Source organism: Variovorax sp. IB41 (assembly GCF_016405905.1).
Classification (GTDB): domain Bacteria; phylum Pseudomonadota; class Gammaproteobacteria; order Burkholderiales; family Burkholderiaceae_C; genus Variovorax.
Window position 1 is genome coordinate 14,814 of sequence record NZ_JAEFCB010000015.1, and the last position, 26,285, is coordinate 41,098.

Genomic DNA, 26,285 nt, shown 5'->3' on the forward strand with positions numbered 1-26,285 from the left:
CACACCTCTCGGGCCGTTGCACCTTCAGACGGCGCCTTCCGTTATTTCCTTTTTTTCTCCCTGTGGGGAGCTTGGTCAGGTCCTCCATGTCTGATTTAAGTCTTCAACTGCAGCAGGCCGCGAGCCAACTTCCAGTTTCCGCGTATTTCGACGAGGCCCTGTACGCCCGCGAAATGCAAAACCTTTTCTCGCGAGGGCCCCGCTACGTCGGCCATCGCCTCGCCGTGCCCGAAATGGGCAACTTCCACACCCTGCCGCAGGAGCACCAGGGCCGCGCGCTGGTTCACACGCCCAAGGGCGTGGAGCTGATCTCCAACGTGTGCCGCCACCGCCAGGCGCTGATCCTGCAGGGCCGCGGCCAGCTGGACAACCAGGCCGGCGGCAACATCGTCTGCCCGCTGCACCGCTGGACCTATGCCGCGAGCGACGCGCGCACCACCGGCACGCTGATCGGCGCCCCGCATTTCGACCAGGACCCGTGCCTGAACCTGCACAACTACCCGCTCACCGAGTGGAACGGCCTGCTGTTCGAGAAGAACTCGGATGGCACCGGCCGCGACGTGGCCGCCGACATGCGCGGCCTCGGCCCGCAGGCGGACCTCGACTTCTCGGGCTACGCGCTGGACCGCGTCGAGCTGCACGAGTGCAACTACAACTGGAAGACCTTCATCGAGGTCTATCTGGAGGACTACCACGTCGGCCCGTTCCACCCGGGCCTGGGGAGCTTCGTCACCTGCGACGACCTGCGCTGGGAGTTCAACCAGAACTATTCGGTGCAGACCGTGGGCGTGGCCAACCGCCTGGGCCGCGCGGGCAGCCCGGTCTACCAGAAGTGGCAGGAGCAGTTGCTCAAGTACCGCGACGGCAAGCCGCCCAAGTACGGCGCGATCTGGCTGACCTACTACCCGCACGTGATGGTCGAGTGGTATCCGCACGTGCTCACCGTCTCCACGCTGCACCCGGTGAGCCCGACCAAGACGCTCAACATGGTCGAGTTCTTCTATCCCGAGGAAATCGTCGCCTTCGAGCGCGAGTTCGTCGAAGCCCAGCAGGCCGCCTACATGGAAACCTGCGTGGAAGACGACGAGATCGCCGAGCGCATGGACGCCGGCCGCCGCGCGCTGATGCTGCGCGGCGACAACGAGACCGGCCCCTACCAGAGCCCGATGGAAGACGGCATGCAGCAGTTCCACGAGTGGTACAAGGCCGCGATGCAGCAGCAACCCGCGTGACGCCGGTCTCGCCCCGGGGCCTCCGGGGCATTCTTTTCCCTTACATGAAGTAGAGACGATGCAAGCGCTCTGGATGGTGCTCGGCGCCTTTTTGTTTGCCACGATGAGCGTCGTGGTGAAGATCGCGTCCCAGTGGTTCAACAGCGGCGAGATGGTGCTGGGACGCGGCCTCATCGGCATCGTCTTTCTCTGGCTGCTCGCGCGCAGGATGCGCATCTCGCTCGCCACCAAGTACCCCGGCATGCACGCCTGGCGCAGCACCATCGGCGTGATCTCGCTGGGCGCTTGGTTCTATGCCATCGCCCACATGCCGCTGGCCACCGCCGTCACGCTCAACTACATGAGCAGCGTGTGGGTCGCGGCCTTCCTCATCGGCGGCGCGCTGCTCGCGTGGGTGCCGGTGCCCGGGCGCGACGGCCGCGTGGCGCGCCCGCCGCTGCAGGGCGCGCTCGCGATGACCGTGCTCGCGGGCTTCATCGGCGTGGTGCTCATGCTCAAGCCCACGGTCAGCGGCAACGAAGGTTTTGCGGGCATGCTGGGCCTGCTGTCGGGTCTCACGGCCGCCTTCGCCTACATGCAGGTGGTGGCGCTTTCGCGCATCGGCGAGCCCGAGCTGCGCACGGTGTTCTATTTCGCGGTCGGCTCGGCCGTGGCGGGCGCCTTCGCGACCGCCGCCACCGGGTTCTCGGGCAGCAGTTCGTGGACCTGGCAGCATGCGCTGTGGCTGCTGCCGATCGGCCTCCTGGCCGCCCTCGGACAACTCTGCATGACCCGCGCCTACGCCACCGCCAAGACCGAGGCCGGTACGCTCGTGGTGGCCAACCTGCAGTACTCGGGCATCATCTTTGCTGCGTTCTACAGCGTGGTGGTGTTCGACGACCGCATCGACGCCGCCGGCTGGGGCGGCATGGCGCTCATCGTGGTGAGCGGCATCGCGGCCACCGTGCTGCGCCAGCGGGCGGTGCCCAAGGCGCCGGCCGAAGAACACTGAAGCATCTCACCCCCCAAGGAGAACACGCCATGTACACCACCCTCGTCAGCGTCGAACAACTCCAGCAACTGCACAACAGCGAGACGCCCCACATGGTGTTCGACTGCAGCTTCGAACTCATGAAACCCGAGGCCGGCCCGCAGCTCTACGCGGCGGCCCACATTCCCGGCGCGCTGTACGCCAACCTGGACACCGACCTGAGCGCCAGACACGGCGTGCCCGGCGCCCACGGCGACGTGGTGGTGGCGCAGGAAGACGGCGTGCCCGCCTCGGGCGGCCGCCATCCGCTGCCCAGCCGAGAGAAGTTCGCGGCGTGGCTCTCGGGCATCGGCTTCTCCAACGACATGCAGGCCGTGGTGTACGACCGCAACGGCGCCAACTACTGCGGGCGCCTGTGGTGGATGCTCAAGTGGATGGGCCACGATGCGGTCGCCGTGCTCGACGGCGGCCTGCAGGCCTGGCAGGCCGCGGGCGGCGAGGTGTCCGACCGCGAGGAGCCCGCGCGCTTCCAGTCGAATTTCGTACAGGGCGAGCCGTTGGCCAGGCTTGTCACTACCGACACCGTGTTGCATCGGCTCGGCCAAGCTGACCAGCAGCTGATCGACGCACGGGCAGGTGCACGGTATCGCGGCGAGGTGGAACCTCTGGACCCGATTGCCGGTCACATCCCCGGGGCCCTGAACCGGCCCTTCGCCGACAACCTCGGCCCCGACGGCAAGTTCAAGCCGGCATCGCAATTGCGTGCCGAGTTCGAAGCGCTGCTCGCGGGACGCGACGCGGCGACGGTCGTCCACCAATGCGGCAGCGGCGTGAGCGCGGTGCCCAACCTGCTTGCGATGCAGATCGCCGGGCTCGGGACGACCGCGCTCTATGCCGGCAGCTGGAGCGAATGGAGCAACACGCCGGGGCTGCCGACCCGGCAAGGCGCAGAACCATGAAACACCACATCCGACTCCGACGCATCTCCGGTCTCGCACTCCCCTCCTTATTCGCCGCAGCACTGTTCGCTGCAGCCCCCTTCGTTTCCGCGCAAGCCCAGCAGCAGCACGCCCACGTGCACGGCCAGATGAAGCTGGACGTGGCCATCGACGGCCCCACCGTGGTGATCGACATGGAATCGCCCCTGGACAACATCGTCGGCTTCGAACGCGCCCCGAAGACCGATGCCGAGAAAGCCACCGTCGAAGCCGCCGTCGCCCAGCTGCGCGCGGCCGACAAGCTCTTTGCCATCGACCCTGCGGCCAACTGCAAGCTCGGCCCGGTCGACCTGCGCTCCGGCGCGCTGGGCCTGGGCAACCCCGACCCGAGCGAGCCCGTGGGCCACGCGGACCTGGACGCCACCTTCTCCTTCAACTGCACCAACGCGGCCGCCGCGAAGTTCATCGACCTGAACCTGTTCAGCGTGTTCAAGGGCCTGCGCCAGATCGATTCGCAAATCGCCTCGGCGCAAGGCCAGTTCAAGCGCCAGCTCAAGCGCCCCACCGGCGCACAGGCGGCCCAGCCCGCACGCCTTGGCTGGGGCAAGTGAAACCGTGAGCACCGCTTCGCAGGCCGATGCGACGCCCTTGCGCGTCGTGCTCGCGGCCGAGTCCCTGCGCTTCGCATGGCCCGGCGTGAAGGCGCCTTGCATCGACATCGAGGCCTTCCGCATCAGCGCCGGCGAATCGGTGTTCCTGCACGGCCCGAGCGGCTGCGGCAAGAGCACGCTGCTGTCGCTGCTGGCCGGCGTGCTGGTGGCCGACGAAGGCCGCGTCATGCTGCTGGGGCACGACTGGTCGCAGCTCTCGGGCGCCGCGCGCGACCGCAGCCGCGTGGCCCACGTGGGCTACATCTTCCAGCAGTTCAACCTTCTGCCTTACCTGAGCGTGCTGGACAACGTGCTCCTGCCCTGCCGCTTCTCGGCCCGGCGCGAGGCGCAGGCCGCGCGCAACGGCAGTTCGCGTGACGAGGCCGAGCACCTGCTCGACCAGATGGGCCTCGACCGCAACCTCTGGAAGCGCCAGGCGCTGCAGCTCTCGGTGGGCCAGCAGCAGCGCGTGGCCGCGGCGCGCGCGCTCATCGGCCAGCCCGAGGTGGTGATCGCCGACGAGCCCACTTCCGCGCTCGACGAAGACCGGCGCGAGGCCTTTCTCGACGTGCTGCTGACGGCCTGCGCCGTGAACCGCAGCGCGCTCGTGTTCGTGAGCCATGACCAGCGCATCGCGCAGCGCTTTGCGCGGCATGTGCTGCTGCCCGAGATCAATCGCGCGGCATCGAACGCGATGGCGGTGGACGCATGAACGCACTTTTCTCGATCGCCTGGCGCAGCGCCTGGAACCGCCGCTTCACGCTCGCGCTCACGGTCTTCTCGATCGCGCTCTCGACCTTCCTCCTGCTCGGCGTCGAACGCATCCGCACCGAGCTGCGCGAGAACTTCGCCTCGTCCGTCTCGGGCACCGACCTCATCGTCGGCGCGCGCACCGGCTCCACGCAGCTCTTGCTGTACTCGGTGTTCCGCATCGGCGCGGCCACCAACAACATCTCGTGGAAGAGCGTGCAGGCATTGGCCGCGCACCAGGGCGTCGACTGGGTCGTGCCGCTGTCGCTGGGCGATTCGCACCGCGGCTTCGCGGTGCTGGCCACGTCGCCCGAGTACTTCGCGCACTTTCGCTATGGCGACAAGCAACTGCTGAAGCTGCGCGAGGGCAAGCCCTTCAGCGAACTGTTCGATGCAGTGGTGGGCGCCGAAGTGGCCGACAAGCTGGGCTACCACGTGGGCCAGAAGATCACGCTCGCGCACGGCAGCGGCGAGCTCAATGTGGCCGAGCATGCCGACAAGCCCTTCACCGTGGTCGGCGTGCTCGCGCGCACCGGCACGCCGGTGGACCGCACGGTGCACATCGGCCTCGCGGCCATGGAAGCCATCCACCTCGAATGGGTGGGCGGCGCGCCGATGCCGGGCGTGAAGATTCCCGCCGATCAGGTGCGCAAGTTCGACCTCACGCCCAAGAACGTGACGGCCGCGCTCGTGGGCCTGAAGAACCGCGCCGCGGTGTTCGGCGTGCAGCGCTGGATTTCCACCTACAACGGCGAGCCGCTGATGGCCATCCTCCCCGGCGTGGCGCTGGACGAGTTGTGGAGCGTGATCGGCATCGGCGAGAACGCGCTCCTGCTGATGTCGGCGCTGGTCGCGCTCGTGAGCCTCGCGGGCCTGGTGTCCGTGGTGATGGCCGGCCTGAACGAACGCCGCCGCGAACTGGCCGTGCTGCGCGCCGTGGGCGCCGGCTTGCGCCATGTGCTGGCGCTGCTCGCGCTCGAAGGCGCGATGGTCACCGTGCTGGGCGTGGCCCTGGGCGTGGTCATGGCAGTGCTGGGCATCGCCCTCCTCTCGCCGTGGCTGCAGTCGCAGTTCGGGCTGACACTGAGCCTCTCGGAACCTACACTCAACGAATGGCTGCTGATGGCGAGCCTGCTGGTGGCGGGTTGGCTGGCCAGCCTTTTGCCCGGCATTCGCGCCTACCGACTTTCGTTGGCCGACGGCCTCTCACCGAGGATTTGAACCATGCGCATCGCAAAGAAGACTTTCCCGACCGACGCTTTCACTCGCCTATCCTTGCTGCTGGCCGGTGCCGGCCTCGCAGCGCTGACGTGGGCCGCCGAGCCCGCCCCCAAGGACACCACCGCATCGAACCCGCTCGGCGGCAAGGCCGCTGCACCTGTTGCACCCGCCGTGGCCAAGGGCACGCCCGGCCAGCCGCGCCAGATCACCTGGGAAGAACTGGTGCCCAAGGACTGGGACCCGGCCAAGGACTTCAAGGGCATGGACCTGAGCGCGCTGGACGACGGGGACCCGCGCGCCAACGAGATGCTCATGAAGATGCAGGAGGTGTCGAACAACGCACCGACCAACCCCGCGATGAACGGCGCCGAGATCAAGATCCCCGGCTTCATCGTGCCGCTCGAAGAGGCCAAGGGCGAAGTCACCGAGTTCCTGCTGGTGCCCTACTTCGGCGCCTGCATCCACACGCCGCCGCCGCCGGCCAACCAAATCCTGCACGTCATTCCGCAGAAGGGCGCCAAGTTCCGCGCGATGGACACCGTGTGGGTCACCGGCAAACTGCAAACGCAGCGCAACGATTCGATGATGGGCGTGAGCGGCTACCACGTGAGCGCCAGCAGCGTCACCAAGTACTCGGGCGGCGCGAAGTAACGCTCTCCTGTAGGCCGTAGGGCCTCATCCACGCCGCCGGCACAGGCCGGATGGCTTAGCCGCCGGCCGTGCCTACAACGCACGGCGGCGCTGCATCCCGCGTTCGATGGATGCGCGGCGGGCCCGCCGCGCCTAGATTGGCCAGCGTCGTCCCAGATGGAGAAGGCGCCATGCGGGTCCTGCCGGTCTTTCCTGTCCTCGTGCTTGTGCCGCTGCTCGCCGTGAGCCTGGGCGATTCGCTCGCGCAGCCCGCCCCGCGCATGGCGCGCAGCGACCGCGCCGCCACCGCCATTCCGCTGGAGCGCAGCCCCGACCGCGCACCGCCCGCCGCGCAATGGTCCGCAGCCCAGCGTCAACCCCAACGCCATCAGCCCGCGGCCTCGGCGCTGCGCCCGCCACCCGACACCGGCATCGTCCGCCAGGTCGAGATCGTGCCGCGCCAGCAGACGGTCAACCAGTACCTGGAGCGCCGCGGCGTGGTGGCCGACCGGCCCACCGTCGAGGCCTTCCGCGCGATGAACCCGCAGGTCACCGCCACCAACCGCATCCCGGCGCAGACGCGCGTCTCGGCCTTCGTGCCCGAGGCCGCCGCCACACGGCCCGCGACGACGTTGCAGCCCCGCGCGCGCGTCGACATGGCGCAGGCCGCGCGCTACACGGCGGCCGTCGAAGTCGACCGCACGAGCCTCATCCAGGCCAAGGCGCTGCAGCTGCCGTCGAGCGCCTACCGCCGGCCCGTGGACATCGACCAGCACCGCAACCTGCTCGCGAGCGTCGACAGCACCGCGCGGCTGGTCGCGCAGCGTGCGCCCGCGTTGCCCTCGCGCGAGCTCGCGCTCTCGCGCTACTACCTGCGCAATGCCAACGGCGTGGCGCAGCAGATCAACGCGCAGGCCGCCACGCGCCCCATCGGCGAGCCCGAGCTGCAAAAACTCGCGGACGCCTCCCGCCCGGTGCAGGCCATGCAGGCGCGCATGGTCAATGGTGAGAAGCCGCTGGAGTTCCGCCAGGTCACGGTGAAGGTGCGCGGCGAAGACGGCAAGGACCTGCGCGAACCCCTGCGCGTGTACGTGCTGCCCGCGGGCCTGGTGGACCAGCCCGACGACCCGGAGCTGATCCTCGAACTGCTCACGCTGCTGAGCTTCGAGCGCCCGACCTCGCCCTCCACCGGCGAGGTGCAGCGCGGCGAGATGCGGCTGTGGGTCGGGCCCGATTTCAAGTACCGCGAGATGGCCGACCTCGTCATGGCCCGCGGCCTCACGCGCTTCATGCCGGTCCACGGGCACCTGCTCGATACGGCCAGCCCCGACCTGCTGTTCATGGCGCCCGCGAGCATCACGGTGCCGCCCGCGCGTTGATCCGCGCTTGATCACCATGGCCACCGAAGCACGCCCCGCCGGACCGTTCGACAGCCTCGTGGCCATCGTCGCTTCGGCGGCCGCGTCGGTGGTCGCCACGCTTGCGCTGTTCAACTCCTTCCTCTCGGAGCTCGTGCCGCCCATCGAGGGCGCGCAGCTGTCCATCGGCATGGTGTCGTTCGGCACCACCATCGTGCTGCTGGCGCTGAGCCTGTTGATCCGCAAGCGGCTCTCGTCGGCCAACCAACGCTGGCTCGCGGTGCTCGCGCTGGTGTTGCTGGCCGCGGCGTTCTGGGCTTTCTTCACCTACCGCGACGTGGTGCGCACCTATGTCTACGCGTACCCCGCCGAGCGCCCTGCGAGCGAGCAGACGCGCCATATCCGCGGCGAGCTGCACGAGATGGGCGCAAAGCGCAGCAAGGGCATGCGCATCGCCGAGGCCGTGAAGATGTTCGGCGGCCCGCAGCTCGTGGAGAGCCGCGAGCTGCTGTGGGAAGAAAGCGCGCAGCACGCCATGACCGGGCGCCTGGAGCGCTGGTACATGTTTCTCTCGATGCTGCTGACGACCGCGCTCTACGTCGTCGCGATCACCGTGTGGCGCGCGCTGCCGGGCAAGCCGCGCGCCGCACCCGCGAAGAAACCTGCGGCTGCAACGCCGCCATCACCTCCGGAGGAACAGCCATGAAGGAACTCATCGACCAGATGCTCGAGATCGCGCGCACCGAAGTCGGCACGCGCGAAGCGGCCGTCAACAACACCGGCGCGCGCATCGTCGAATACCAGGGCGCCACCTGGCTCGCACCGGGCGCGTGGCCGTGGTGCGCGGCCTACACCGCGTGGGTCATGCGCGAGTGGCTGGAGAACGAAGCCGTGCGCGAGGCGCTGCACCTGGATTCGTTCTCGCTCGCCGACAAGTGGCGCTGCCGCGATGCCAGCGCCTTCGGCTGGGAGAAATGGGCGCGCCAGCGCAAGCTCCAGGTGCTCGACGAAACGCAGAAGGCGCGCGCCGGCGATTTCGTGGTGTTCGACTTCTCGCACATCGGCATCGTCACCGACGACCAGCCGCTCGCCAGCCGCAAGCTCTCCACCATCGAGGGCAACACCAACGGCAAGGGCGAGCGCGACAGCGTGACCGGCGATGGCGTGTGGGTGAAGGAACGCGTGCCGAGCCTTGCGAAGAGCTACATCCGCATCTTCAACTGATCTGCCAATCGCACCCCTTGTGGGCCACGCCCGACACGGGCAACAGCGCGCGGACGACACAGACGGTTGCATCACCGGCGCAGGGTAGGTCATCGCAGACCGTCAGGGACCGTTGAGAGAGTCAGGCGTGACGTCGGCGCCTTGATGGAACTCCAGATGAACCTCCAACGTCCCTCCCACCCCCTGCCCCATCCGCTGCCCAGATTGCTTGCGGTCTCGCTGTGCATCGGCGCCCTCGCCCTCGCAGGCTGCGACAAGGCCGCAACGCCGAGCCCCGCCGCGGACCCTGCCATCTCGATACCAGCGCCCACGGTGCCGCAAGCACCCGCCGCCGCGCCCGCAGCACCGGTGCCCGTCGCGTACACGCCGCCCTCGGCCGAGCAGCTCTACCAGCTGGTCGCGCCCATCGCGCTCTACCCCGACAAGCTGGTCGCGCAGATCCTCGCCGGCGCCACCTACCCCGAGCAGGTCACCGCCGCGCACGATTGGCTCGACCAGAACAAGACGCTCAAGGCCGGCCCACTCGCCGATGCGGCCAACCAGCAGCCGTGGGACCCGAGCGTGAAGTCGCTCACCGCGTTTCGCCCCGTGCTCGACCAGCTCGCGGGCAACATCGCGTGGACCGAATCGCTCGGCAAGGCCTACTACAACGACCCGGCCGACGTGATGAACGCGATCCAGGTCATGCGCCAGCGCGCATCGGCCGCGGGCCGCCTGAAGAACAACAACAGGCTGCGCGTCGCGAGCGCCGCCGCGCCGCGCGACTACGTGCCCGCGCCGGACATGCAGCCCGTGTACGGCGGCCCCGCCATTATCGATCCGCCGCAGCAGCTGATCACCATCGAGCCCGTGCAGCCCGACGTGGTGTATGTGCCCAGCTATGACCCGCAGGTGATCTACGGCGAGCCCCTGCCCGTGTACCCCGGCTATGCCTACGCACCACCGCCCGTGGAGGTCGCGCCCGGCTACAGCCGCGGGCAGATTGCAGCGGCCGGTGCGCTCGCGTTCGGCACGGGTGTGATCGTGGGTGCCGCGCTGGAGCGCCACGGCTGGGGCTGGAATTCATGGAACATGAACTGGGGCGCGCCGCGCGACCGCAGGCAGGGCCGCGGGCCCGACCGCGACCGCGTGGCACAGCCGGCCTTCGCGCGACCGGCGGTGGTCTACAACAACAGCACCTACATCTCGCGCTCGACCACGGTGGTCAACAACAACGTGCGCAACGTCTACAACAACGACCGTGGCGAGCGCAACGGCGCGCCGCGTGGCATGCCGCCCGGCGCGCCGCCGCCCAACTTTGCGCAACAGCAGCAAGCGCAGTTCGCGCAGCAGCAGCAGCAGCAGCAGCAACAGCAGGCGCGACAGCAGCAGGCCTTGGCGCAACAACAGCAGCAGTCGCAGCAGCAAGCCCAGCAACGGGCGCAGCAACAGGCTCAACAACAACAGGCGCAGCAGTTGCAAGCCCAGCAAGCCCAACAGCAACAGCAAGCTCGGCAGACGCAACAGCAGCAACGCCAGCAGGACCAGGTAGGGCGCCAGCAAGCGCAGCAGGCACAGCAACAGGCCCAGCAGCAAGCGCGCGCCGCCAACCAGCCACCGCAGCAACAACAAGCCCGTCTCCAGCAGCAACAACAGCAGGAGCAACTGCGGCGCCAGCAGATGGAACAGCAACAGCAGGCACGCACCGCGAGCCAGCAGGCCCAGCAACAGCAGCAGCGCGCGCTGCAGGACCGGCAGCGCCAGCAGCAGCAATCGCAACAGACCCAACAGGCGCAGCAAGCCCAGCAGGACCAGTCACGGCGCCAGCAGATGCAGCAGCAACAGCAGGCGCAACAACAGGCCCGCGCGGCCCAGCAGCAACAGGCCCAACAGCAGCAGATACAGCGGCAGCAGGCGCAGCAACAACAACGCCAGCAGCAGGCCCAGAACGAGGGCCGGCAGCAGCAGGAGCAGGCGCGCCGCCAGCAACAGCAACAGATGCAGCAACAGGCACAGGCCGCACGCGCGCAGCAGCAACAGGCGATGCAACAACAGCAGCAGCAACGCCAGCAGCAGATGCAGCAACAGCAGCAGGCCCATCAAGCGCAACAGGCTCAGATGCGCCAACAGCAACAGGCACAACAGGCGCAGGCGCGACAGCAGCAACAGCAACAGGCCCAGCAGCAAGCCGCTGCGGCCGCGGCCCGTCGTCAGCCGGGCGGCCGCCCCGGCGATCCGCGCCAGCAGCCTTGAGCGTGCTGCGCGCGACGGAATCGACATTGCTGCGGACAGCGTTGCTGTCGCAAGCTTGACTGGCGTCGCCGAGAACGCGTACATTGCCTTCGCCTCGTGATGAGCGAGGCCGGGATTGGCGTCCCGACGACATCTGCGACGAAAGCCGCAGTTACCGCAACAGGTCTGCGGCTTTTTCGTTCCTGCTTCCTTTTTTAGGCGGCTCGAGCGGGAGGGCTCACGCCCTGCCGGTTTTCGCAAGATGTCCCGGTACGCCAACCCGTTCGAGCTGCCGCCCCCGATTGGCGTCGGGTGCGTCGGTTTTTGCAAATCGACATCTTGGGAGGCCCATGGCCACAACTACAAATGCGAGCACCGACGCTGGCTGCTCTTGCGCGTCTTCTTCTTTTTCCGTCGCCCAGTTCAAACCCTTCGAATGGGTCCAGATCGAAGGGCTCGACATTGACCGTCAACGCCGCGCCTCGTTTCTGAACGATGCACGCGACGTGGTGCAAGGCACGCAGACGCTGGCCCAACTGCTCAGCTGGGATGAAGACCGGCGCGACGCCGCGTCATCCGATGCAGGCCCGCCCCCGCTGCTGGACGCCTGCCAGCGCGAGGCGCTGCAGCGGCTGCTTGCGGTATCGCTGGGGCTGCTGCACGCGCGGATCGAAGCGCAGTGCGATGCGCTGACACCGTAGTTCATTCATCCGGATTCACTTTCACACGCCAACGGCCGTCAGGTTCGGCCCGAGGATGCGCCGGTGAACACGCCGACGATGGTGCCCTCGGGCCATGGATATTGGCGAGCCGGCAGGACGTCCCGTACTGCGTCTGGTCAAAAAAAAGCCCCTGCCGCCTGACAAACAGACGGCAGGGGCAAGGGCTGCATCAGCCTTTCAGCCGAACACCTCGGTCACGATGCCGGCGCCGACGGTCTTGCCGCCTTCGCGCATGGCGAACCGCATGCCGTTCTCGATGGCCACAGGCTTCTTCAGCTCGAAGCTGATCTGCGCCTGCGCGCCCGGCTCGACCATGCCGGTCTCGGTGTCGACGCGAATGACGCCCGTCACGTCGGTCGTGCCGAAGAAGAACTGCGGCTGGTAGCCGGAGCCGAACGGGGTATGGCGACCACCTTCGTCCTTGCTGAGCACGAAGATCTGTGCACGCCCCGTCCGGTACGGCTTCAGCGCACCGGGCTTCACGACCACCTGGCCTCGCACGACATCGTCGCGCTTGACCCCGCGCAGCAGCAGGCCGACGTTCATGCCGGCACGTCCCTCGGCGACGTCCTTGTGAAAGGACTGCACGCCGGTGACGACCACCTTCTCGTCGCCGACCGAGCTGAGCCCGACGATCTCCAGGTTGTCGCCGACACGGATCACGCCGCGCTCGACACGGCCACTGATCACGGTGCCGCGGCCCGTGATGGTGTGCACGCCTTCGACGGGCATCATGAACGGCGCGTCGTAATCGCGCACCGGATCGGGAATGCGCGAATCCAATGCGTTCACGAGCTCGACGATGCATTGCACGTCGGGCCCTTCGAGGTCGCCGCGTTCGGCGGCGGCCAGGGCCTTCAGCGCGCTGCCGAAAACGAAGCGGGCATCGTGGTATCCGTGCGCCGCCAGCAGCGCGCCGATTTCCATTTCGATCAGCTCTTCGATCTCCGCGCGATCGCTGTCGGCCACGAGGTCCATCTTGTTCACGAACACCACCATATGGCCGACGTTCACCTGGCGCGCCAGCAGCACATGCTCGATGGTCTGCCGCGCGGCGCCTTCGGTGCCGTCCACCAGCAGGATCGCGCCGTCCATCTGCGAGGCGCCGGTGATCATGTTCTTGATGTAGTCGGCATGCCCCGGGCAATCGATGTGCGCGTAGTGACGGCCGTCCGATTCGTACTCGACGTGCGAGGTATTGATCGTGATGCCGCGCTCGCGCTCTTCCTTCGCGTTGTCGATCTGCCCATAGGACAGCGCACGGCCGCCAATGCGCGCGGCCTGCACGAAGGTCAGTGCAGCCGTCAGCGTCGTCTTGCCATGGTCGACATGACCGATGGTTCCGACATTCACATGAACTTTGTTCATCATGGTTTTCTCCAGTTTGAGAGTGAAAAACCGGCTCGGTCCGCTGGCCAGGCGAAAGAGTCGGCGGGTTGTCGGCGCGCGCGCGCCAAACTCGCGGTGCCCGCCATGCGGGCAAAAAAAAAGCCTGCGGGGTGGACCACCCGACAGGCTTTTTTTCTTGCCTGAAGGATGGACCTCCAGGCGCACAAGGGCCTGGAGGCTCTACACGAACCACTCCACGGAAGCGACGCACAACACCGCGCTGGAAGCGCGCGCGGCAAAAACAAGTTCTCGTTCGGGGCTCATGTCCAAATCTCCGGTTGAGCAGGCAGAAAACAAAAAACCCGGTGGCTTGAGGCCTACCGGGTCTTGTGGAACTCAGGAGGCCGAGCCTCCGGGTGCAAAGGCTCTATGAAAACAATTCGGCGCCAAAAGAGCGCAGCGAAGTCGCCGCGGCTGTGCGGGTCGTCGATGCGTCTTGCGTGGTCTGGAATTGCTTCATGGGGCTCGTGCGGCTGGCCGCAGCGTGATGGTTGATCTTTGGGGGTCGGAGGCTAACACCGCTCCAACGATCCGACAACAGGAGCGTTGCACGCGAGCACCACCAGGTGTGCCCCGCGCTTCGTCGCAAATGTCGGCAAGCCGCGTTCGTGACGCCGTGGCACAGATCGCTTCAGAACGCGGCCAGGAGCGGCCATCCAGCTTCAAGGCAGAATCCGCCCGATAGCAGTCATGCAAGGCGACGCATCGGGCGCCGCCAGTTCACGAGGAGCACTGATGGCAGTGGGAGTGACGGTAGGGTCAATCACGAACGAACTCGGTGCGCCGTCGTTCGTTCACTCGTTCTTCTCGACCATCAGCGCGCACTGCGAACCCGACGGTTGGGGTAGCCAGTTCCCACATCTGATGAACGCGTTTTACCAAGGACGTCTGCCTCATGAGAACGCCTTGCTCGCGCTCGGTGAGCTGCGTTTGGCAAAAGCCACGCTGAGCAAGCTGCCTCCCTCGGCTGTGGTGTGGGACATCGAGAACCGCCCGGCCAAGCCTCCGTGGGGAGACAACATCGCATCGCACATCACGAGCCTGGGCAACTACTTCGTGACAAGCGCCGGACGCGACGTGTTCGATGTGCTCGAACAAGCGCTTGCGGCTTCTGCCCAAGAGCGGCGGGATGCCGCTCTCCAGTGACAGTTCTCCGCCGGCTGGATGCGAACTTTCCTCGCGCATGCGGAGGCTCTTCAAAGTTTTGCAATGAACCCTTCTCGAACGGTTGCTGGATTCGTGAGTGCCCGATATTGCGGGAGCCAACATGAGCGTTAAGCCCCTCTCCTTTGCCTGTTGCGCTTGCCTCGCCGCGTTGATTTTTGCCCGCAGCGCCCATGCGGAACCCACGCAAGCATTCATCGAGAAGCCGGTAGGTGCGGGTCTCGTGAAGATGCCGGTGCTACCGAATTTCGCCAAGGCGTGCGATGAGAGTCAACAGTTGGCCGAGCGTGCTGCCGCGTTGACGCCAAAGACATCGGAATTCATCACATGTTTCGTGCCGGCAAGCAAATGGCGCGACTTCCAGGCCGGCAGGGCAACCGACCTCTACCCCTTGATAGGCGTGGCGGTCGCTCGCCCTCCGGCGTCTGGCGTCACCCCGGACGAGTTCAAGAAGATCGTGGAAGCTGCCCGAAAGCAACTCGGAGACTTGTTGGCGAATGGAGGCGCCGCAAAGCGCCTTGCTGAACAAGATGCCGCGCTTGCCCGAGGCGGGCATGACTTTCAGCGCCGCAACTTCAAGCAAGCCTACGGCGGACTCTTCCCCACTCCGCAGGACATCCCGAACTTTGCGTATCTCACAGCGCGCACTGCCGACCTTGCCGAAAACGGCGTCGCATCGCAAGTCAAGGAAGTGGTGGCAACGGGCGTGGTTTTGCACGGCGGTCGATTGATCAGTTTGTCCGTGGTGGACGGCGCCTCGCCCGACGCGGAACTCTCCCCCGTACAGAACATCACGCGCGAATGGATTCGCGCTTTCGCCAGCCTGAATTGATCGTACTTTTACACAGCCAAACACGAAGAAGCGAATGATCCACAAAGCGCATCCATCCATGAAGTTCATTCATTGGTCCGCGGCACTCGCGTTGTTGACGCTAGCCGGCTGTTTCGCCTCCAACCCCGTCGAGGTCCGCATCACCCCGACCGCCTATCGCGTCGGCGAGATCGAATCCGAACTCGCCACACCCGTCGTGGATGAAGTGATGCGGATCAAGCCGGACAAGGTTCTGATCGTGGCTTGCAGGGTGACGAAGCCGCCCAAGATCATGCAGTTCGAACGTGAGTTGCGCGCTCGCCATCAAGAAGTGAAGCTCACGATGACACTGGTCGACGAAGGATGCCCGTCTGCCTGACGGACAACGATCAGGTGCACTTGCGATGACCGGTGCCGGCAAGCACAACATGCAGTCGAAGGAGGCGTGAGTGGACGAAGTTGTTCGCGGCATAGAGGCCATCTGGAAAATCCAGAGCCTGCGGCCCTGGCTCCTGGCCGGCATCGCAATGGCATTGGCGATCGGCGGCCTGGTGGCCGCAATGCATTCGTGGGCGCGCCGCAAGGGCGTGGACGATGCAATCGAGCGGCGGGCACATCCAGCCCTGCGCTTTGCGATATCGCTGCTGCTCGGATTGGGGTGCGCCGCCGTACTGGCACGCAACGATGTGCAGTGGCCGGTCCCTGTGGCGGGCATTGCGCTCTCCATCTTCTTCATGGCGTTCTTCGGAATCCAGGTCTTGCGCGGTGCGCGAGAGTAGAAGCGATCGAACGGAGATAGCGAAATGCATGGCACTCTTCATCGCTGCTGCATCGCATTGATCGCCGGCTGCATGGTGGCGGGAAGCGCCTTGGGTGCAAGCAAGGCAAGAAGGGGCGACACGCTCACCGCACCATGCAAAGAGCTTCCCATCGGAAAGAGCCTTGCCGTGCAATACCACCCGACGGACGGTTCGACATACCTCGTCGCCCAGGTGTGGGTGTCGGTTGCAGACGCAGAGCGCGGACTGCGCGCTTCGGCAAAGAAGCGGATGTACGGTGGTCCCTATGCCGTCGGCAATGTCCTGATCCCGCAGCGCGGTCAGTTCTCGATGGAGGACCAGATCGCGATCAAGGAGCGCGGCGCCACGCGTCGTGGTGACGGCTTCGGGGCGTCGGCTTATCGCGAACTGATGCAGCGCCCGCTCGATCCGGGGGAGCGCCAGTACATGCTGGCGCCCGATACGACAACGAATGCGGGCGATGGCACTCTGGCGTACTGGCAAACCGCCTCGTACACGGTGAACGGCAAGCCGGCGACGATCTCATCGAACTTCGTCGTGTCCTTGCGAGCCCTTGGCCCATCGAAGACGGAACTCAGCGTGTACCAGCCCCGTGTGAAGATTTTCGTCGGCCGGAGAATCACGATGAATGCCCACACCTTCACGCCCTACGTCGACTGCCGCGAACAGTCCGACGACCGAACGGTTCCCGAGGATCTCGACGTGGTGATGCAGTGGGCACGCGATGCCATCCATGCAGCGCCGCCCCTTGGTGCAAATTGAGAGGCTTCGTTGAAGCGCCCGGCATCGAGCCCTACGCGGCCGGGGGCTTTCTGCCCATGATCTCCATGCAACGGCTTGCAAGAACCCATATGACACCGATGAAGCAACCCGAAGACGCGCCCCTCGCATTCCAGACCGCCTGGAACAGCCACGACATGGCCGCCCTCGGCGCGCTGTTCCATGAGGACGCGACGTTCGTGAACAGGTTCGGCCACTATGTTCGCGGCGCCGAGAAGATCGTCGAACTGCACACGCCCATCCACGCCACCATCTACAGCGACTCCACGCTCCAGAACGAGTTGATCGACATGGCCGAGATCGGCGACGGCGTGGCGGTCACGCATTTCTGGAGCCGCCTCACCGCTGGTGCGGCGCACCCGGCGGGCCCGCACGCCGTCGACACGCTGATCCTTGCCGTGCTGACGCGGCAGGCCGGCGAGTGGCGGATCAAGGCGCTGGAGAACGTCACGCTGACGAACCCTCGCACAGGGGAAATCGTGTTGAGGGACGACCGGCGCTCCTGATCGCGCGGCGGCGCTTCTTCGACCTGCCCGTTCCGATATTGAACCCGGGCACCGAAGGACGCCTTTGGCAACGGGCTCGGTACATCTCGTCGCGATGACCCCGTGGCGTACGATGGGTCGCGGTCCACCCCGGACATGCAAGGACCATTTCCATGCGCCTGGCGGACTTCATCGACGCGAACGTCGAACCCATTCTTTCGTCCGCCGAGGCATTTGCCGCGACCATGCTGCCCGCCTCCTCGCACCTCGATGCGGAGGCCCTGCGCGATCACATGCCCATGATCCTGGCCGCGGTGGCGAAGGACCTGCGCTCGGCCCAGACAAGCCACGAGCAACTGGCCAAATCGCTCGGCCAGCAGCCGCACATCCACGGCGCGCCTGAAACCGCCGCGCAGACCCACGCGCTGCTGCGGGCCAAGGCCGGCTTCGACATTGCCCAGCTCGTGGCCGAGTACCGGGCGCTGCGGGCTTCCGTGCTGAGCCTGTGGTTCGAGAGCGGCAAGATGGGCGACGCACAGACGCAGGACGACCTGATCCGCTTCAACGAGGCCATCGACCAGGCGGTCGCGGAGTCGGTGACCTACTTCACCGCCGAGATGGACCGGTGGCGCCACGTCTTCCTCGGCGTGCTCGGACACGATCTGCGCGGCCCGCTCAACGCCATCCTTCTCACGGCCGAGGTGCTTTCGAAGATGACCACCGAGGCGCCATTGGAGCGGCACACGGTGCGCCTGATCCAGAGCGGCAAGCGCATGAAGACGCTGCTGGACGACCTGCTCGACTTCAGCCGCGCCTCGCTCGGCCTGGGCTTGAGCCTGCACCTCACGCCGGTCGATCTTGCGAGCGTCTGCGCCGAAGAGGTCGAACTGCTTCGCGCCGCCCTGCCCAACGCCGAGATCAGTTTCCGCTCGGCGGGAGAAACCGCCGGCAGCTTCGACGGATCGCGCGTGCGCGAGGTCCTGGGCAACCTGGTCAGCAACGCCGCGCGCTACGGCACGCAAAAGGCGGTGATCGACGTGGCGCTGGTCGGCGACGAACGCGACGTGCGGCTTTCGGTGACGAACACCGGGGAGCCGATCCCCGAGGAACAGGTCCAGGCGCTGTTCGAGCCGTTGCGAAGAGGTCGCCCGTCGGACGAACTTGCCGAGTCCGCCAACCTCGGGCTCGGGCTGTTCATCGTGAGGGAGATCGCCAAGGCGCACGGCGGAGAAATCACGGTGACCTCCGCGGGCGGCACCACGGTCTTCACGCTGATGCTGCCGCGCTCGGCGGCCCAGTAACCGCAGCGGCCGGGCACAACGAACGCCGGGCAATGGAAGGAACGCGGACACGTTCCCCGAGCGCGGGAGACCACGGCGCTATTCGCTGCGGTCCAGCCGCAGCGACGGCAGCAGGCACAGCGCCACGCAGGTCGCACCGGCACCCACGAGAAATGCCGCGGTGATGCCGAACCACTGGATCGCGAACCCGACCACGGGCCCGGTCACGCCCATCGCGATATCGGCGAAGGCGATGAAGTTGCCCACCGCGCGGCCGCGCTGCTCTGGCGGCACGGACTGCGTCGCGAGCACGCCCATCGCGGGGAACACGAGCGAGAAGCCCAGGCCCGTGAGCGTCGCGCCCAGGAGGGCCATGCCCGGCGCATGCGCGCCCCAGACGAGCAGTTGCCCGATGGCCTCGAAGATCAAGGAGCCGATGGCCACGCGCGTGGCACCGAAGCGGTCCGGCAGGCCCGAGCCGACCAGCCGCACGAGCACGTAGGCCGCGCCGAAACCGATGAGCGCCGTGCCCGCATGCGGCCAGCCGTGCGCGGCGTAGTCGAGCGTGAGGAACGCGGCCATCGCGGCATAAGGCACGGTGGCCAGCGCGAGCACGAGGCCCGGCCGCCAGATCAACCCGAGCACGCGGTGAAACGCCACGCGCTGCCCGCCAGAGCCAGGTACCGCGGGCAGACGCAGCGCGATGAGCCAGGCGAGCATCGGCGTGAGCACCGTCAACGCGCCGACGCCGACGAAGCCATAGGCCGCCTGCACGGCCAGCCCGAGCGATGCGCCGAGCCCGAGCGCGGCGTAGATCGCAATGCCCGTCCAGGACATGACCTTGCCGGTGCGCGCGGGGCCCACGCGCGCGATGCCCCAGCTCATCAAGCCGGTGAGGAACAGGCTCTCGCCCAGGCCGGCAATGAGTCGGCCGAGCACCAGCACGGCGAGCTTTGCAGAAGGGTCGATGGACAGCACGCTCGCCAGGCCATAGGCCAGCCCCGAGCACGCGGTGAGCGGAAGCCCGAGCAGCACGGCGGCGCGCGGCCCGCGCTGGTCGCACAGCGTGCCGGCCCGATGGCGTGTGAGCAATGTGGCGAGCGATTGCAGGCCGATGGTCCAGCCCACGGCGGCCGCGCCGAAGCCCAGGTGGTCGCGCACATGGAGCGCGAGCGCCGCCAGGGGAACGCTGATTGCAAGGAATCCGAGGAAGACCGCCAGCACCACGGGCGCAAGCCCCGTCAAAGCTGAGGGGGTCCCGAACGGGCGAACGGATGCAGGGGAAAAAATTGATGTCATGCCAAGGCGCGTCTTTATGGATCGAGATATTCCCTACTGGGATCCTCTCGACAAAGGACGCGTTGGATGACGGTAACGCTTACGACAGTGCCGTGGAGGCGCTGCGGCGGCGACTATAACTTCGTCGCTTCGATGCGGTCAATAACCTTTGTGCGGGCCGGTTGTTCGTTCGCTCGTGACGCGTTGCGCCTCGCGAGGATCGGCGAGTCGCCTTGTCAGCCCTTGCCGCCGCGTCCAGATTTTTTCGCCGCCGCCTTGCGCACCGGCTTGAACACAGGCGCCTCACGCGCCGACTTCATGTGCCCGCTCTCCCCCGAAGTCACCCCGACGATCTTCGCGAGCTGCCGGCTCACGCTCACGTACGCATGGCCGATGCTGCTGTCGTAGTACAGCGAATCGCCGCGCGCCAGGTGCACCACTTCGCCCGTGTCGAAGTGCACATCGATCTCGCCCGAGAGCACATAGGCGAACTCTTCGCCCGGATGCCGCGCGAAGTCTTCCGGGCCGTTGATGCGGCGCGCGTGCACCGTGCCGACGACGGGGCTCATCTGCTTGCCGGCGGCCGAGGTGCCGAGGAACTCGTAGGCGAACGAGAGGCCGCGGTAGACCACGCCCTTGCCCGCGCGCGTGACCACCGGCCCATCGAACTGCGCGGGCTTGATGCCGGCGCCCGCGAACATCGCGTTCATGTCCATCTCGAGCGCGCGGCCCAGCGCGGCGAAGTTCTCGTAACCCAGCGCGAGCTGGCCGCGCTCGGCGCGCGAGATGGTGGTGATCGACACGCCCGATCGTTCGGCCAGCTGCGCCAGCGTCCAGCCGAAGCGCTTGCGCGCGGTGCGCAGGCGGTGACCGAAAGTGGTGCGGTCCAGCGTGGGCGCCTCGTCTTTTTGCTTCGTCCCCGGCTTGGTCGCTGTGTGTGGATTCACGCTTGGCTTTCTCTTTGTGGTGCATGGCGATTCTGCCAGCGGGGCCGCCCGCCATCCATGCCAACCCGGATGACGCAGGCGCGGAAGTTGCGTATACGCAAATTGCATTGACGCAAATTTCCCCGATGCGGTGCACCATGGTTTCCCCTTGGTGCGCTGTAAATAATTTGCGTATCCGCAAATTTCTTCCTACACTTTTCGGCAATGACCTTCAGTACAACAGCGCCCACGGTGGCCGACTACCTCGTGATCGGCGGCGGCATTGCCGGGGCTTCGGTGGCCCACTGGCTCGCCCCGCATGCCCGCGTGATCCTGCTCGAACGCGAAGCCCAGCCGGGCTACCACTCGACCGGCCGCTCGGCCGCGCTCTTCATGGAGAGCTACGGCACGCCGCAGGTGCGCGCCCTCACCATGGCGAGCCGCGCGTTTCTCCAACACCCGCCCGAAGGCTTCTCCGAACATCCGCTGCTCACGCCGCGCGGTGCGCTGATGGTCGGCGGCTCGGCGCAGCTCGCGGAACTCGACGCGCATTGGGACGTGCTGCGCGCCATGGACACAGGTGCCAAACGCCTGAGCAGCGAGGAAGCCCTCGCGATGGTGCCCGCCCTGCGCCCCGAGCAAGTGGCCGGCGCCGTGTACGAGCCCGATGCGGCCGACATGGACGTGCACGCCATCCACCAGGGGTACCTGCGCGGCATGCGCCGTGCCGGCGGCAAGCTCGTGTGCGATGCGGGCGTCACGTCCATGGAGCGCATCGGCGACGTGTGGCGCGTCGTGGCCGGCGGCAACGTCTACGAAGCGCCGGTTGTGCTCAACGCCGCGGGCGCCTGGGTCGACACGGTCGCCAAGCTCGCGGGCGTGCGGCCGCTGGGCATCGAGCCGCGCCGCCGCTCGGCGTTCATCTTCGCGCCGCCCGAGGGCCAGAGCGTCGCGCACTGGCCCATGGTCTTCAATGCCGACGAGGGCTGGTACATCAAGCCCGACGCCGGCATGCTGCTCGGCTCGCCGGCCAATGCCGACCCGGTCGATCCGCAGGACGTGCAGCCCGAGGAGATGGACATCGCCATCGCGATCCACCGCATCGAGGAGGCGACCACGCTCGCCATCCGACGACCCACGCGCACCTGGGCGGGCCTGCGCTCCTTCGTGGCCGATGGCGATCTCGTGGGCGGCTTCGAGCCCGATGCGCCCGGCTTCTTCTGGGTCGCGGCGCAGGGCGGTTACGGCATCCAGACCTCGGCCGCCATGGGCGAAGCCTGCGCGGCGCTCGCACGCGGACTGCCGCTGCCCGAGCGCATCGCGGGCTTCGGGCTCACGGCCGAGATGCTCGGACCGCAGCGGCTGCGCGCCACGGCCGCCGCCTGACAAGAACACCCCACAACCCTCACAGAGTCCATCCCCATGCGTGTCTTCAGTGCCTCCCTCGCCACCGAAACCAACACCTTCGGTCCGATGCCCACCGGCCTCTCCTCCTTCAAGGACCGCGGCCACTTCCCCGCCGGCAAGCACCCCGATGCGATGACGCTGTTCTCGGGCCCGCTGTGGGCCGCGCGCATGCGCGGTGCGGACAGGGGCTGGCAGCTGTTCGAAGGCATGGTGGCCGGCGCGCAGCCCAGCGGCACGACCACGCGCCACGCCTACGAAACCCTGCGCGACGAGTTGCTCGACGACCTGCGCGCCGTGCTGCCGGTGGACATGGTGCTGCTCGGCCTGCACGGCGCGATGGTGGCCGACGGCTACGACGACTGCGAAGGCGACCTGCTGGCGCGCGTGCGGCAGATCGTCGGGCCGAAGGTGGTGATCGGCGCCGAGCTCGATCCGCACAACCACCTCACGCCCGAGATGGTCGCCAACTCGGACCTGATGATCTCCTTCAAGGAGTACCCGCACACCGACGTTCTGGAGCGCGGGCTGGAGCTGGTGGACATCTGCGCCGCGATGGTCGAAGGCAAGGTCAAGCCCACGGCCGCGGTCGTCGACTGCGACATGATTGTCACGGTGCACACCTCGCGCGAACCTGCGCTCGGCTTCGTCAAGCGCATGCAATCGCTCGAAGGCAAGGACGGCGTGCTCTCGGTTTCGCTCACGCACGGCTTCTCGTGGGGCGACGTGCCGGAGATGGGCACCAAGGTGCTGGTCTACACCGATGGCGACCAGGCCAAGGCCGATGCGCTCGCGCGGCAACTCGCCGACGAAGTCATCGCGATGCGCGACGGCCTCACCGTGAACTACCCGAGCATCGACGCCTCGCTCGACGAAGCGCTGGCCTTCGACGGCGGCCCCGTGGTGTTGTCCGATGGCGCCGACAACCCCGGCGGCGGCGCGGCGAGCGATTCGACCTTCATCCTGCGCCGCATGGTCGAGCGCGGCATCGCCAATGCGGCGCTCGGCCCGCTGTGGGACCCGATCGCGGTGCGCATCGCCTTCGATGCGGGCGTGGGCGCGAAGCTGGCGATGCGCATCGGCGGCAAGATCAGCCCGCTCTCGGGCGATCCGCTCGATGTGGAATGCACCGTGAAGGCACTCAAGCACGACCTGGTGATGACGGGTCTCGCGGGCACGCCCACACCGATGGGCGACTGCGCGCTCATCGAGACCAACGGCATCCAGATCGTGCTGATCACGCTGCGCAACCAGGCGATGGGCACCGACCTGTTCACGCAGTTGGGCTGCGACCTGGCCGCGAAAAAGATCATCGTCGTGAAGTCGTCGCAGCACTTCTATGCGTCGTACTCGAAGGTCGCGAAGCACGTGATCTACGCGGGCGCGCCGGGCGCCGTGACGCTGGACCTCAACACCCTGCCCTACAAAAAAGCACGCCTGCCCAAGTGGCCCATCGGCGTCGCCGCCTGATTTCCTTTTCTCTTCCTTTTTCTTTCGCCCCACCGGAGTACCGACGATGAAACGACGAACGCTTGCCGCCTTTGCCGCCCTGGCGCTTTGCGCCGTGAGCCTCCCGGCCCTCGCCCAGACACCCGCGCCCAAGACGCTCAAGGTGGTGGCGCATGCGGACCTGAAGATCCTCGACCCGACCTTCACCACCGCCTACATCTCGCGCAACTTCGGCTACATGGTCTACGACACGCTGTTCGCGCAGGATTCGAGCGGCAAGCCGCAGCCGCAGATGGTCGAGAAGTACACGTCGTCCAAAGACGGCAAGCAGTGGAGCTTCACGCTGCGCCCGGGCCTGAAGTTCTCCGACGGCAGCGCCGTGACCTCGGCCGACGCGGTCGCCTCGCTGCAGCGCTGGGCCGCGCGCGACAGCCTGGGCCGCGCGATGACCGCGAGCGGCGGCGAGTGGAAGCAGGTCGATGCGCGCACCTTCACGCTCACGCTCACCGAGCCCTTCGGCATGGTGCTCGACGCGCTGGCCAAGCCCTCGGGCTTTCCGCCGGTGGTGCTGCCCGAGCGCCTGGCCAAGCTGCCGGCCACCGCGCCGCTCACCGAGGTGCTGGGCTCGGGCCCCTTCATCTTCAAGCGCGACGAATGGGTGCCGGGCAACAAGGCGGTGTTCGTGCGCAACCCCAACTACGTGGCGCGCAGCGAGCCGCCCAACGGCCTCGCGGGCAGCAAGAAGAGCAACTTCGATCGCGTCGAGTGGCTGTACCTGCCTGATTCGAACAGCGCCATCGCGGCGCTCAAGCGCGGCGAGGTCGACCTGGTCGAGCAACTGCAGCCCGACTACATCGCGCCGCTGCGCACCGACAGCACGGTGAAGATCGGCTCGGGCGGTGCGTACCAGGGCTTCCTGGTGATGAACCAGTTGCACCCGCCCTTCAACAACCCGAAGGTGCGCCAGGCGCTGCTGCAGGCAGTGAACCAGGAGCGCTTCGTCGCGGCCATGGGCTATCCGCTGGACATGCGGATGGCCTACTGCCCGACCTTCTTCATCTGCGGCAGCCCCAACGAAACCTCGGCTGGCGCCGAGCCCTACCGCAAGGCCGACGTGGCCAAGGCCAAGAAGATGCTGGCCGATGCGGGCTACAAGGGCGAGAAGGTGGTGCTGCTGGTGCCGAGCGACGTGCCCTACCTGAACGCCGAGGCGCTGATGGCCGCGCAGACGATGAAGAGCATCGGCATCAACGTCGATGCGCAGAACCTGGACTGGGCCTCCATCGGCGCGCGCCGCGCCAAGCGCGATGCGCCCGAGGCCGGCGGCTGGAACATGTACGTGACGGTGGCGGGCGAGTTCGATGCCAACTCGCCAATCAGCAATGCCTACCTGGGCGCGGCCTGCGGCAACACGCTGCCGGGCTGGCCCTGCGACAAGCAGCTGGACGACCTGCGCACCGCGTGGCTGAAGGAGACCGTGCCCGCCAAGCGCCGCGAGCTGCTCGATGCCTTCCAGGCCCGCGCCTACGAGGCAGTGCCGTACATCAACGCGGGCCAGTACTCGGCCGCCTTCGCCGCGCGTGCCAACCTCAAGGGGCTGGACAAGCTCTGGGCCGGCATGCCGATGTTCTGGGCGCTGGACCGCTAACGGCTTCGCGACGCGCGCACTGCCATGGGCTACATCGTTCGACGCTTTCTCTCGACGCTTCCCGTCATGGCGGTGGTGGCCGTGGTGGTGTTCCTCCTGATCCACCTGTCGCCGGGCGATCCGGCCGCGCTCATCGCCGGCGACCTCGCGAGCGTGGAAGACATCGAGAAGCTGCGCGCCGCGCTCGGGCTGAACCTGCCACTGTGGCAGCAGTTCGCGGTGTGGCTGGGCAAGCTCTTCACCGGCGATCTGGGCACCTCGATCTTCACGCAGGTGCCGGTGTCGCAACTGCTGGGGCAGCGGCTGGAGCCCACGGTGTCGATCGCCGCGCTCACCATGCTCATCACGCTGGTGGTCGCGGTGCCGCTGGGCACGCTCGCGGCCTACCGCGCGGGCAGCTGGGTCGACCGGCTGGTGATGGTGTTCGCGGTGCTCGCGTTCTCGGTGCCGGTGTTCCTCGTGGGCTATCTGCTGATCTACGCGTTCGCGATCCAGCTGCCGTGGTTTCCGGTGCAGGGCTATGTGCGCTTTGCCGACGGGCCGGGCGAATGGCTGCGCTCGCTGGTGCTGCCGTGCGTGAACCTGGCGCTGGTGTACATCGCGCTCGTGACGCGCATGACGCGCGCCACGGTGCTCGAGGTGCTGCACGAGGACTACATCCGCACCGCGCGTGCCAAGGGCCTGGGCGTGCTGCCGGTGCTGGGGCATGCGCTGCGCAATGCGGCCATTCCGATCGCGACGACCATCGGCGTGGGCATTGCGCTCTTGATCGGCGGCGTGGTGGTCACCGAGACGGTGTTCGCCATTCCGGGCGTAGGGCGCCTGGTGATCGATTCAGTGCAGCGCCACGACTACCCGGTGATCCAGAGCGTGCTGCTGCTGTCGGCGGGTGTGTACGTGCTGATCAACCTGCTGATCGATTTGAGCTACCGCCTCTTCGATCCGCGCATCCAGTACTGAGCCTT

The 26,285-nt window shown here is 67.0% G+C and carries 26 protein-coding genes; 23 read left to right on the top strand and 3 right to left on the bottom strand.

Going from position 1 to position 26,285, the window contains the following annotated elements:
- The first annotated feature begins 86 nt into the window (after nucleotides 1–86).
- The 12 genes from JC881_RS23225 to JC881_RS23280 all read left to right on the top strand — a co-directional run bounded on the left by JC881_RS23225 (nucleotide 87) and on the right by JC881_RS23280 (nucleotide 11,885).
- Nucleotides 87–1,232, top strand: coding sequence for an aromatic ring-hydroxylating oxygenase subunit alpha (locus JC881_RS23225; protein ID WP_198788057.1), 1,146 nt, complete (start codon nucleotides 87–89; stop codon nucleotides 1,230–1,232).
- Between the two features lie 58 nt (nucleotides 1,233–1,290).
- Entirely contained in the window at nucleotides 1,291–2,223 is a 933-nt protein-coding gene (locus tag JC881_RS23230) for a DMT family transporter (RefSeq protein ID WP_233101989.1), read from the top strand.
- A 29-nt stretch (nucleotides 2,224–2,252) separates the two neighbouring features.
- Entirely contained in the window at nucleotides 2,253–3,161 is a 909-nt protein-coding gene (locus JC881_RS23235; RefSeq protein ID WP_198788059.1) for a sulfurtransferase, read from the top strand.
- Nucleotides 3,158–3,751, top strand: a complete 594-nt coding sequence (locus JC881_RS23240) for a DUF2796 domain-containing protein (protein WP_198788061.1) — start codon at nucleotides 3,158–3,160, stop codon at nucleotides 3,749–3,751. Before JC881_RS23235 ends, JC881_RS23240 begins: the two co-directional genes overlap by 4 nt.
- A 4-nt stretch (nucleotides 3,752–3,755) precedes the next feature.
- Nucleotides 3,756–4,502, top strand: coding sequence for an ABC transporter ATP-binding protein (locus JC881_RS23245; protein WP_198788062.1), 747 nt, complete (start codon nucleotides 3,756–3,758; stop codon nucleotides 4,500–4,502).
- A complete protein-coding gene (locus JC881_RS23250) occupies nucleotides 4,499–5,761 on the top strand; it encodes an ABC transporter permease (protein WP_198788064.1) in 1,263 nt (420 codons plus the stop codon). Before JC881_RS23245 ends, JC881_RS23250 begins: the two co-directional genes overlap by 4 nt.
- A 3-nt stretch (nucleotides 5,762–5,764) precedes the next feature.
- Nucleotides 5,765–6,412, top strand: coding sequence for a DUF3299 domain-containing protein (locus JC881_RS23255; RefSeq protein ID WP_198788065.1), 648 nt, complete (start codon nucleotides 5,765–5,767; stop codon nucleotides 6,410–6,412).
- Between the two features lie 170 nt (nucleotides 6,413–6,582).
- Nucleotides 6,583–7,770, top strand: coding sequence for a hypothetical protein (locus JC881_RS23260; RefSeq protein WP_198788067.1), 1,188 nt, complete (start codon nucleotides 6,583–6,585; stop codon nucleotides 7,768–7,770).
- A gap of 16 nt (nucleotides 7,771–7,786) precedes the next feature.
- The gene (locus JC881_RS23265; protein ID WP_198788069.1) at nucleotides 7,787–8,455 is read left to right on the top strand and encodes a hypothetical protein; all 669 of its coding nucleotides are present in this window, start codon (nucleotides 7,787–7,789) and stop codon (nucleotides 8,453–8,455) included.
- A complete protein-coding gene (locus JC881_RS23270) occupies nucleotides 8,452–8,973 on the top strand; it encodes a CHAP domain-containing protein (RefSeq protein WP_198788070.1) in 522 nt (173 codons plus the stop codon). The genes JC881_RS23265 and JC881_RS23270 overlap by 4 nt, the downstream gene beginning before the upstream one ends.
- Before the next feature lie 156 nt (nucleotides 8,974–9,129).
- The gene (locus tag JC881_RS23275) at nucleotides 9,130–11,205 is read left to right on the top strand and encodes a DUF3300 domain-containing protein (RefSeq protein WP_198788071.1); all 2,076 of its coding nucleotides are present in this window, start codon (nucleotides 9,130–9,132) and stop codon (nucleotides 11,203–11,205) included.
- Between the two features lie 329 nt (nucleotides 11,206–11,534).
- A complete protein-coding gene (locus JC881_RS23280; protein WP_198788073.1) occupies nucleotides 11,535–11,885 on the top strand; it encodes a hypothetical protein in 351 nt (116 codons plus the stop codon).
- A gap of 198 nt (nucleotides 11,886–12,083) precedes the next feature.
- Here the strand turns inward: JC881_RS23280 and tuf are convergent, their stop codons facing one another.
- A complete protein-coding gene (gene tuf, locus JC881_RS23285; protein WP_198788219.1) occupies nucleotides 12,084–13,277 on the bottom strand; it encodes an elongation factor Tu in 1,194 nt (397 codons plus the stop codon).
- A 708-nt stretch (nucleotides 13,278–13,985) separates the two neighbouring features.
- Between tuf and JC881_RS23290 the strand changes: the two genes are divergently transcribed.
- From JC881_RS23290 to JC881_RS23320, 7 genes are all read left to right on the top strand, one after another.
- Nucleotides 13,986–14,441 carry an immunity 70 family protein gene (locus tag JC881_RS23290; protein WP_233101990.1) on the top strand — a complete coding sequence of 152 codons (456 nt, stop codon included), beginning with the start codon at nucleotides 13,986–13,988 and terminating at the stop codon, nucleotides 14,439–14,441.
- Nucleotides 14,442–14,562: 121 nt separating this feature from the next.
- Nucleotides 14,563–15,291: a hypothetical protein gene (locus tag JC881_RS23295; RefSeq protein WP_198788075.1), complete on the top strand. Its 729-nt coding sequence runs from the start codon at nucleotides 14,563–14,565 to the stop codon at nucleotides 15,289–15,291.
- A 58-nt stretch (nucleotides 15,292–15,349) separates the two neighbouring features.
- Nucleotides 15,350–15,649, top strand: coding sequence for a hypothetical protein (locus tag JC881_RS23300; RefSeq protein WP_198788077.1), 300 nt, complete (start codon nucleotides 15,350–15,352; stop codon nucleotides 15,647–15,649).
- Nucleotides 15,650–15,719: 70 nt separating this feature from the next.
- Nucleotides 15,720–16,049 (top strand): hypothetical protein, encoded by a 330-nt coding sequence (locus JC881_RS23305; protein ID WP_198788078.1) that lies wholly within the window; start codon nucleotides 15,720–15,722, stop codon nucleotides 16,047–16,049.
- 24 nt (nucleotides 16,050–16,073) lie between these two features.
- On the top strand, nucleotides 16,074–16,832 hold the full coding sequence (locus tag JC881_RS23310) for a hypothetical protein (RefSeq protein ID WP_198788080.1): 759 nt from the start codon (nucleotides 16,074–16,076) through the stop codon (nucleotides 16,830–16,832).
- Between the two features lie 98 nt (nucleotides 16,833–16,930).
- Entirely contained in the window at nucleotides 16,931–17,356 is a 426-nt protein-coding gene (locus JC881_RS23315; RefSeq protein ID WP_233101991.1) for an SgcJ/EcaC family oxidoreductase, read from the top strand.
- A gap of 152 nt (nucleotides 17,357–17,508) precedes the next feature.
- Nucleotides 17,509–18,636: a sensor histidine kinase gene (locus JC881_RS23320; RefSeq protein WP_198788083.1), complete on the top strand. Its 1,128-nt coding sequence runs from the start codon at nucleotides 17,509–17,511 to the stop codon at nucleotides 18,634–18,636.
- Nucleotides 18,637–18,714: 78 nt separating this feature from the next.
- Here the strand turns inward: JC881_RS23320 and JC881_RS23325 are convergent, their stop codons facing one another.
- Together JC881_RS23325 and JC881_RS23330 are read right to left on the bottom strand one after the other, a co-directional pair.
- Complete coding sequence (locus JC881_RS23325; RefSeq protein WP_233101992.1) at nucleotides 18,715–19,860, bottom strand: MFS transporter; 1,146 nt, start codon at nucleotides 19,858–19,860, stop codon at nucleotides 18,715–18,717.
- Nucleotides 19,861–20,129: 269 nt separating this feature from the next.
- The gene (locus tag JC881_RS23330; protein WP_198788087.1) at nucleotides 20,130–20,840 is read right to left on the bottom strand and encodes a helix-turn-helix domain-containing protein; all 711 of its coding nucleotides are present in this window, start codon (nucleotides 20,838–20,840) and stop codon (nucleotides 20,130–20,132) included.
- A gap of 204 nt (nucleotides 20,841–21,044) precedes the next feature.
- Between JC881_RS23330 and JC881_RS23335 the strand changes: the two genes are divergently transcribed.
- From JC881_RS23335 to JC881_RS23350, 4 genes are read left to right on the top strand one after another with little or no spacing between them, the layout of a single operon-like run.
- The gene (locus JC881_RS23335) at nucleotides 21,045–22,205 is read left to right on the top strand and encodes an NAD(P)/FAD-dependent oxidoreductase (protein WP_198788088.1); all 1,161 of its coding nucleotides are present in this window, start codon (nucleotides 21,045–21,047) and stop codon (nucleotides 22,203–22,205) included.
- Nucleotides 22,206–22,241: 36 nt separating this feature from the next.
- The gene (locus JC881_RS23340) at nucleotides 22,242–23,693 is read left to right on the top strand and encodes a M81 family metallopeptidase (RefSeq protein ID WP_198788090.1); all 1,452 of its coding nucleotides are present in this window, start codon (nucleotides 22,242–22,244) and stop codon (nucleotides 23,691–23,693) included.
- 46 nt (nucleotides 23,694–23,739) lie between these two features.
- Complete coding sequence (locus JC881_RS23345; protein WP_198788091.1) at nucleotides 23,740–25,320, top strand: ABC transporter substrate-binding protein; 1,581 nt, start codon at nucleotides 23,740–23,742, stop codon at nucleotides 25,318–25,320.
- A 24-nt stretch (nucleotides 25,321–25,344) separates the two neighbouring features.
- Nucleotides 25,345–26,280, top strand: a complete 936-nt coding sequence (locus JC881_RS23350) for an ABC transporter permease (RefSeq protein WP_198788093.1) — start codon at nucleotides 25,345–25,347, stop codon at nucleotides 26,278–26,280.
- Nucleotides 26,281–26,285: the final 5 nt, after the last annotated feature.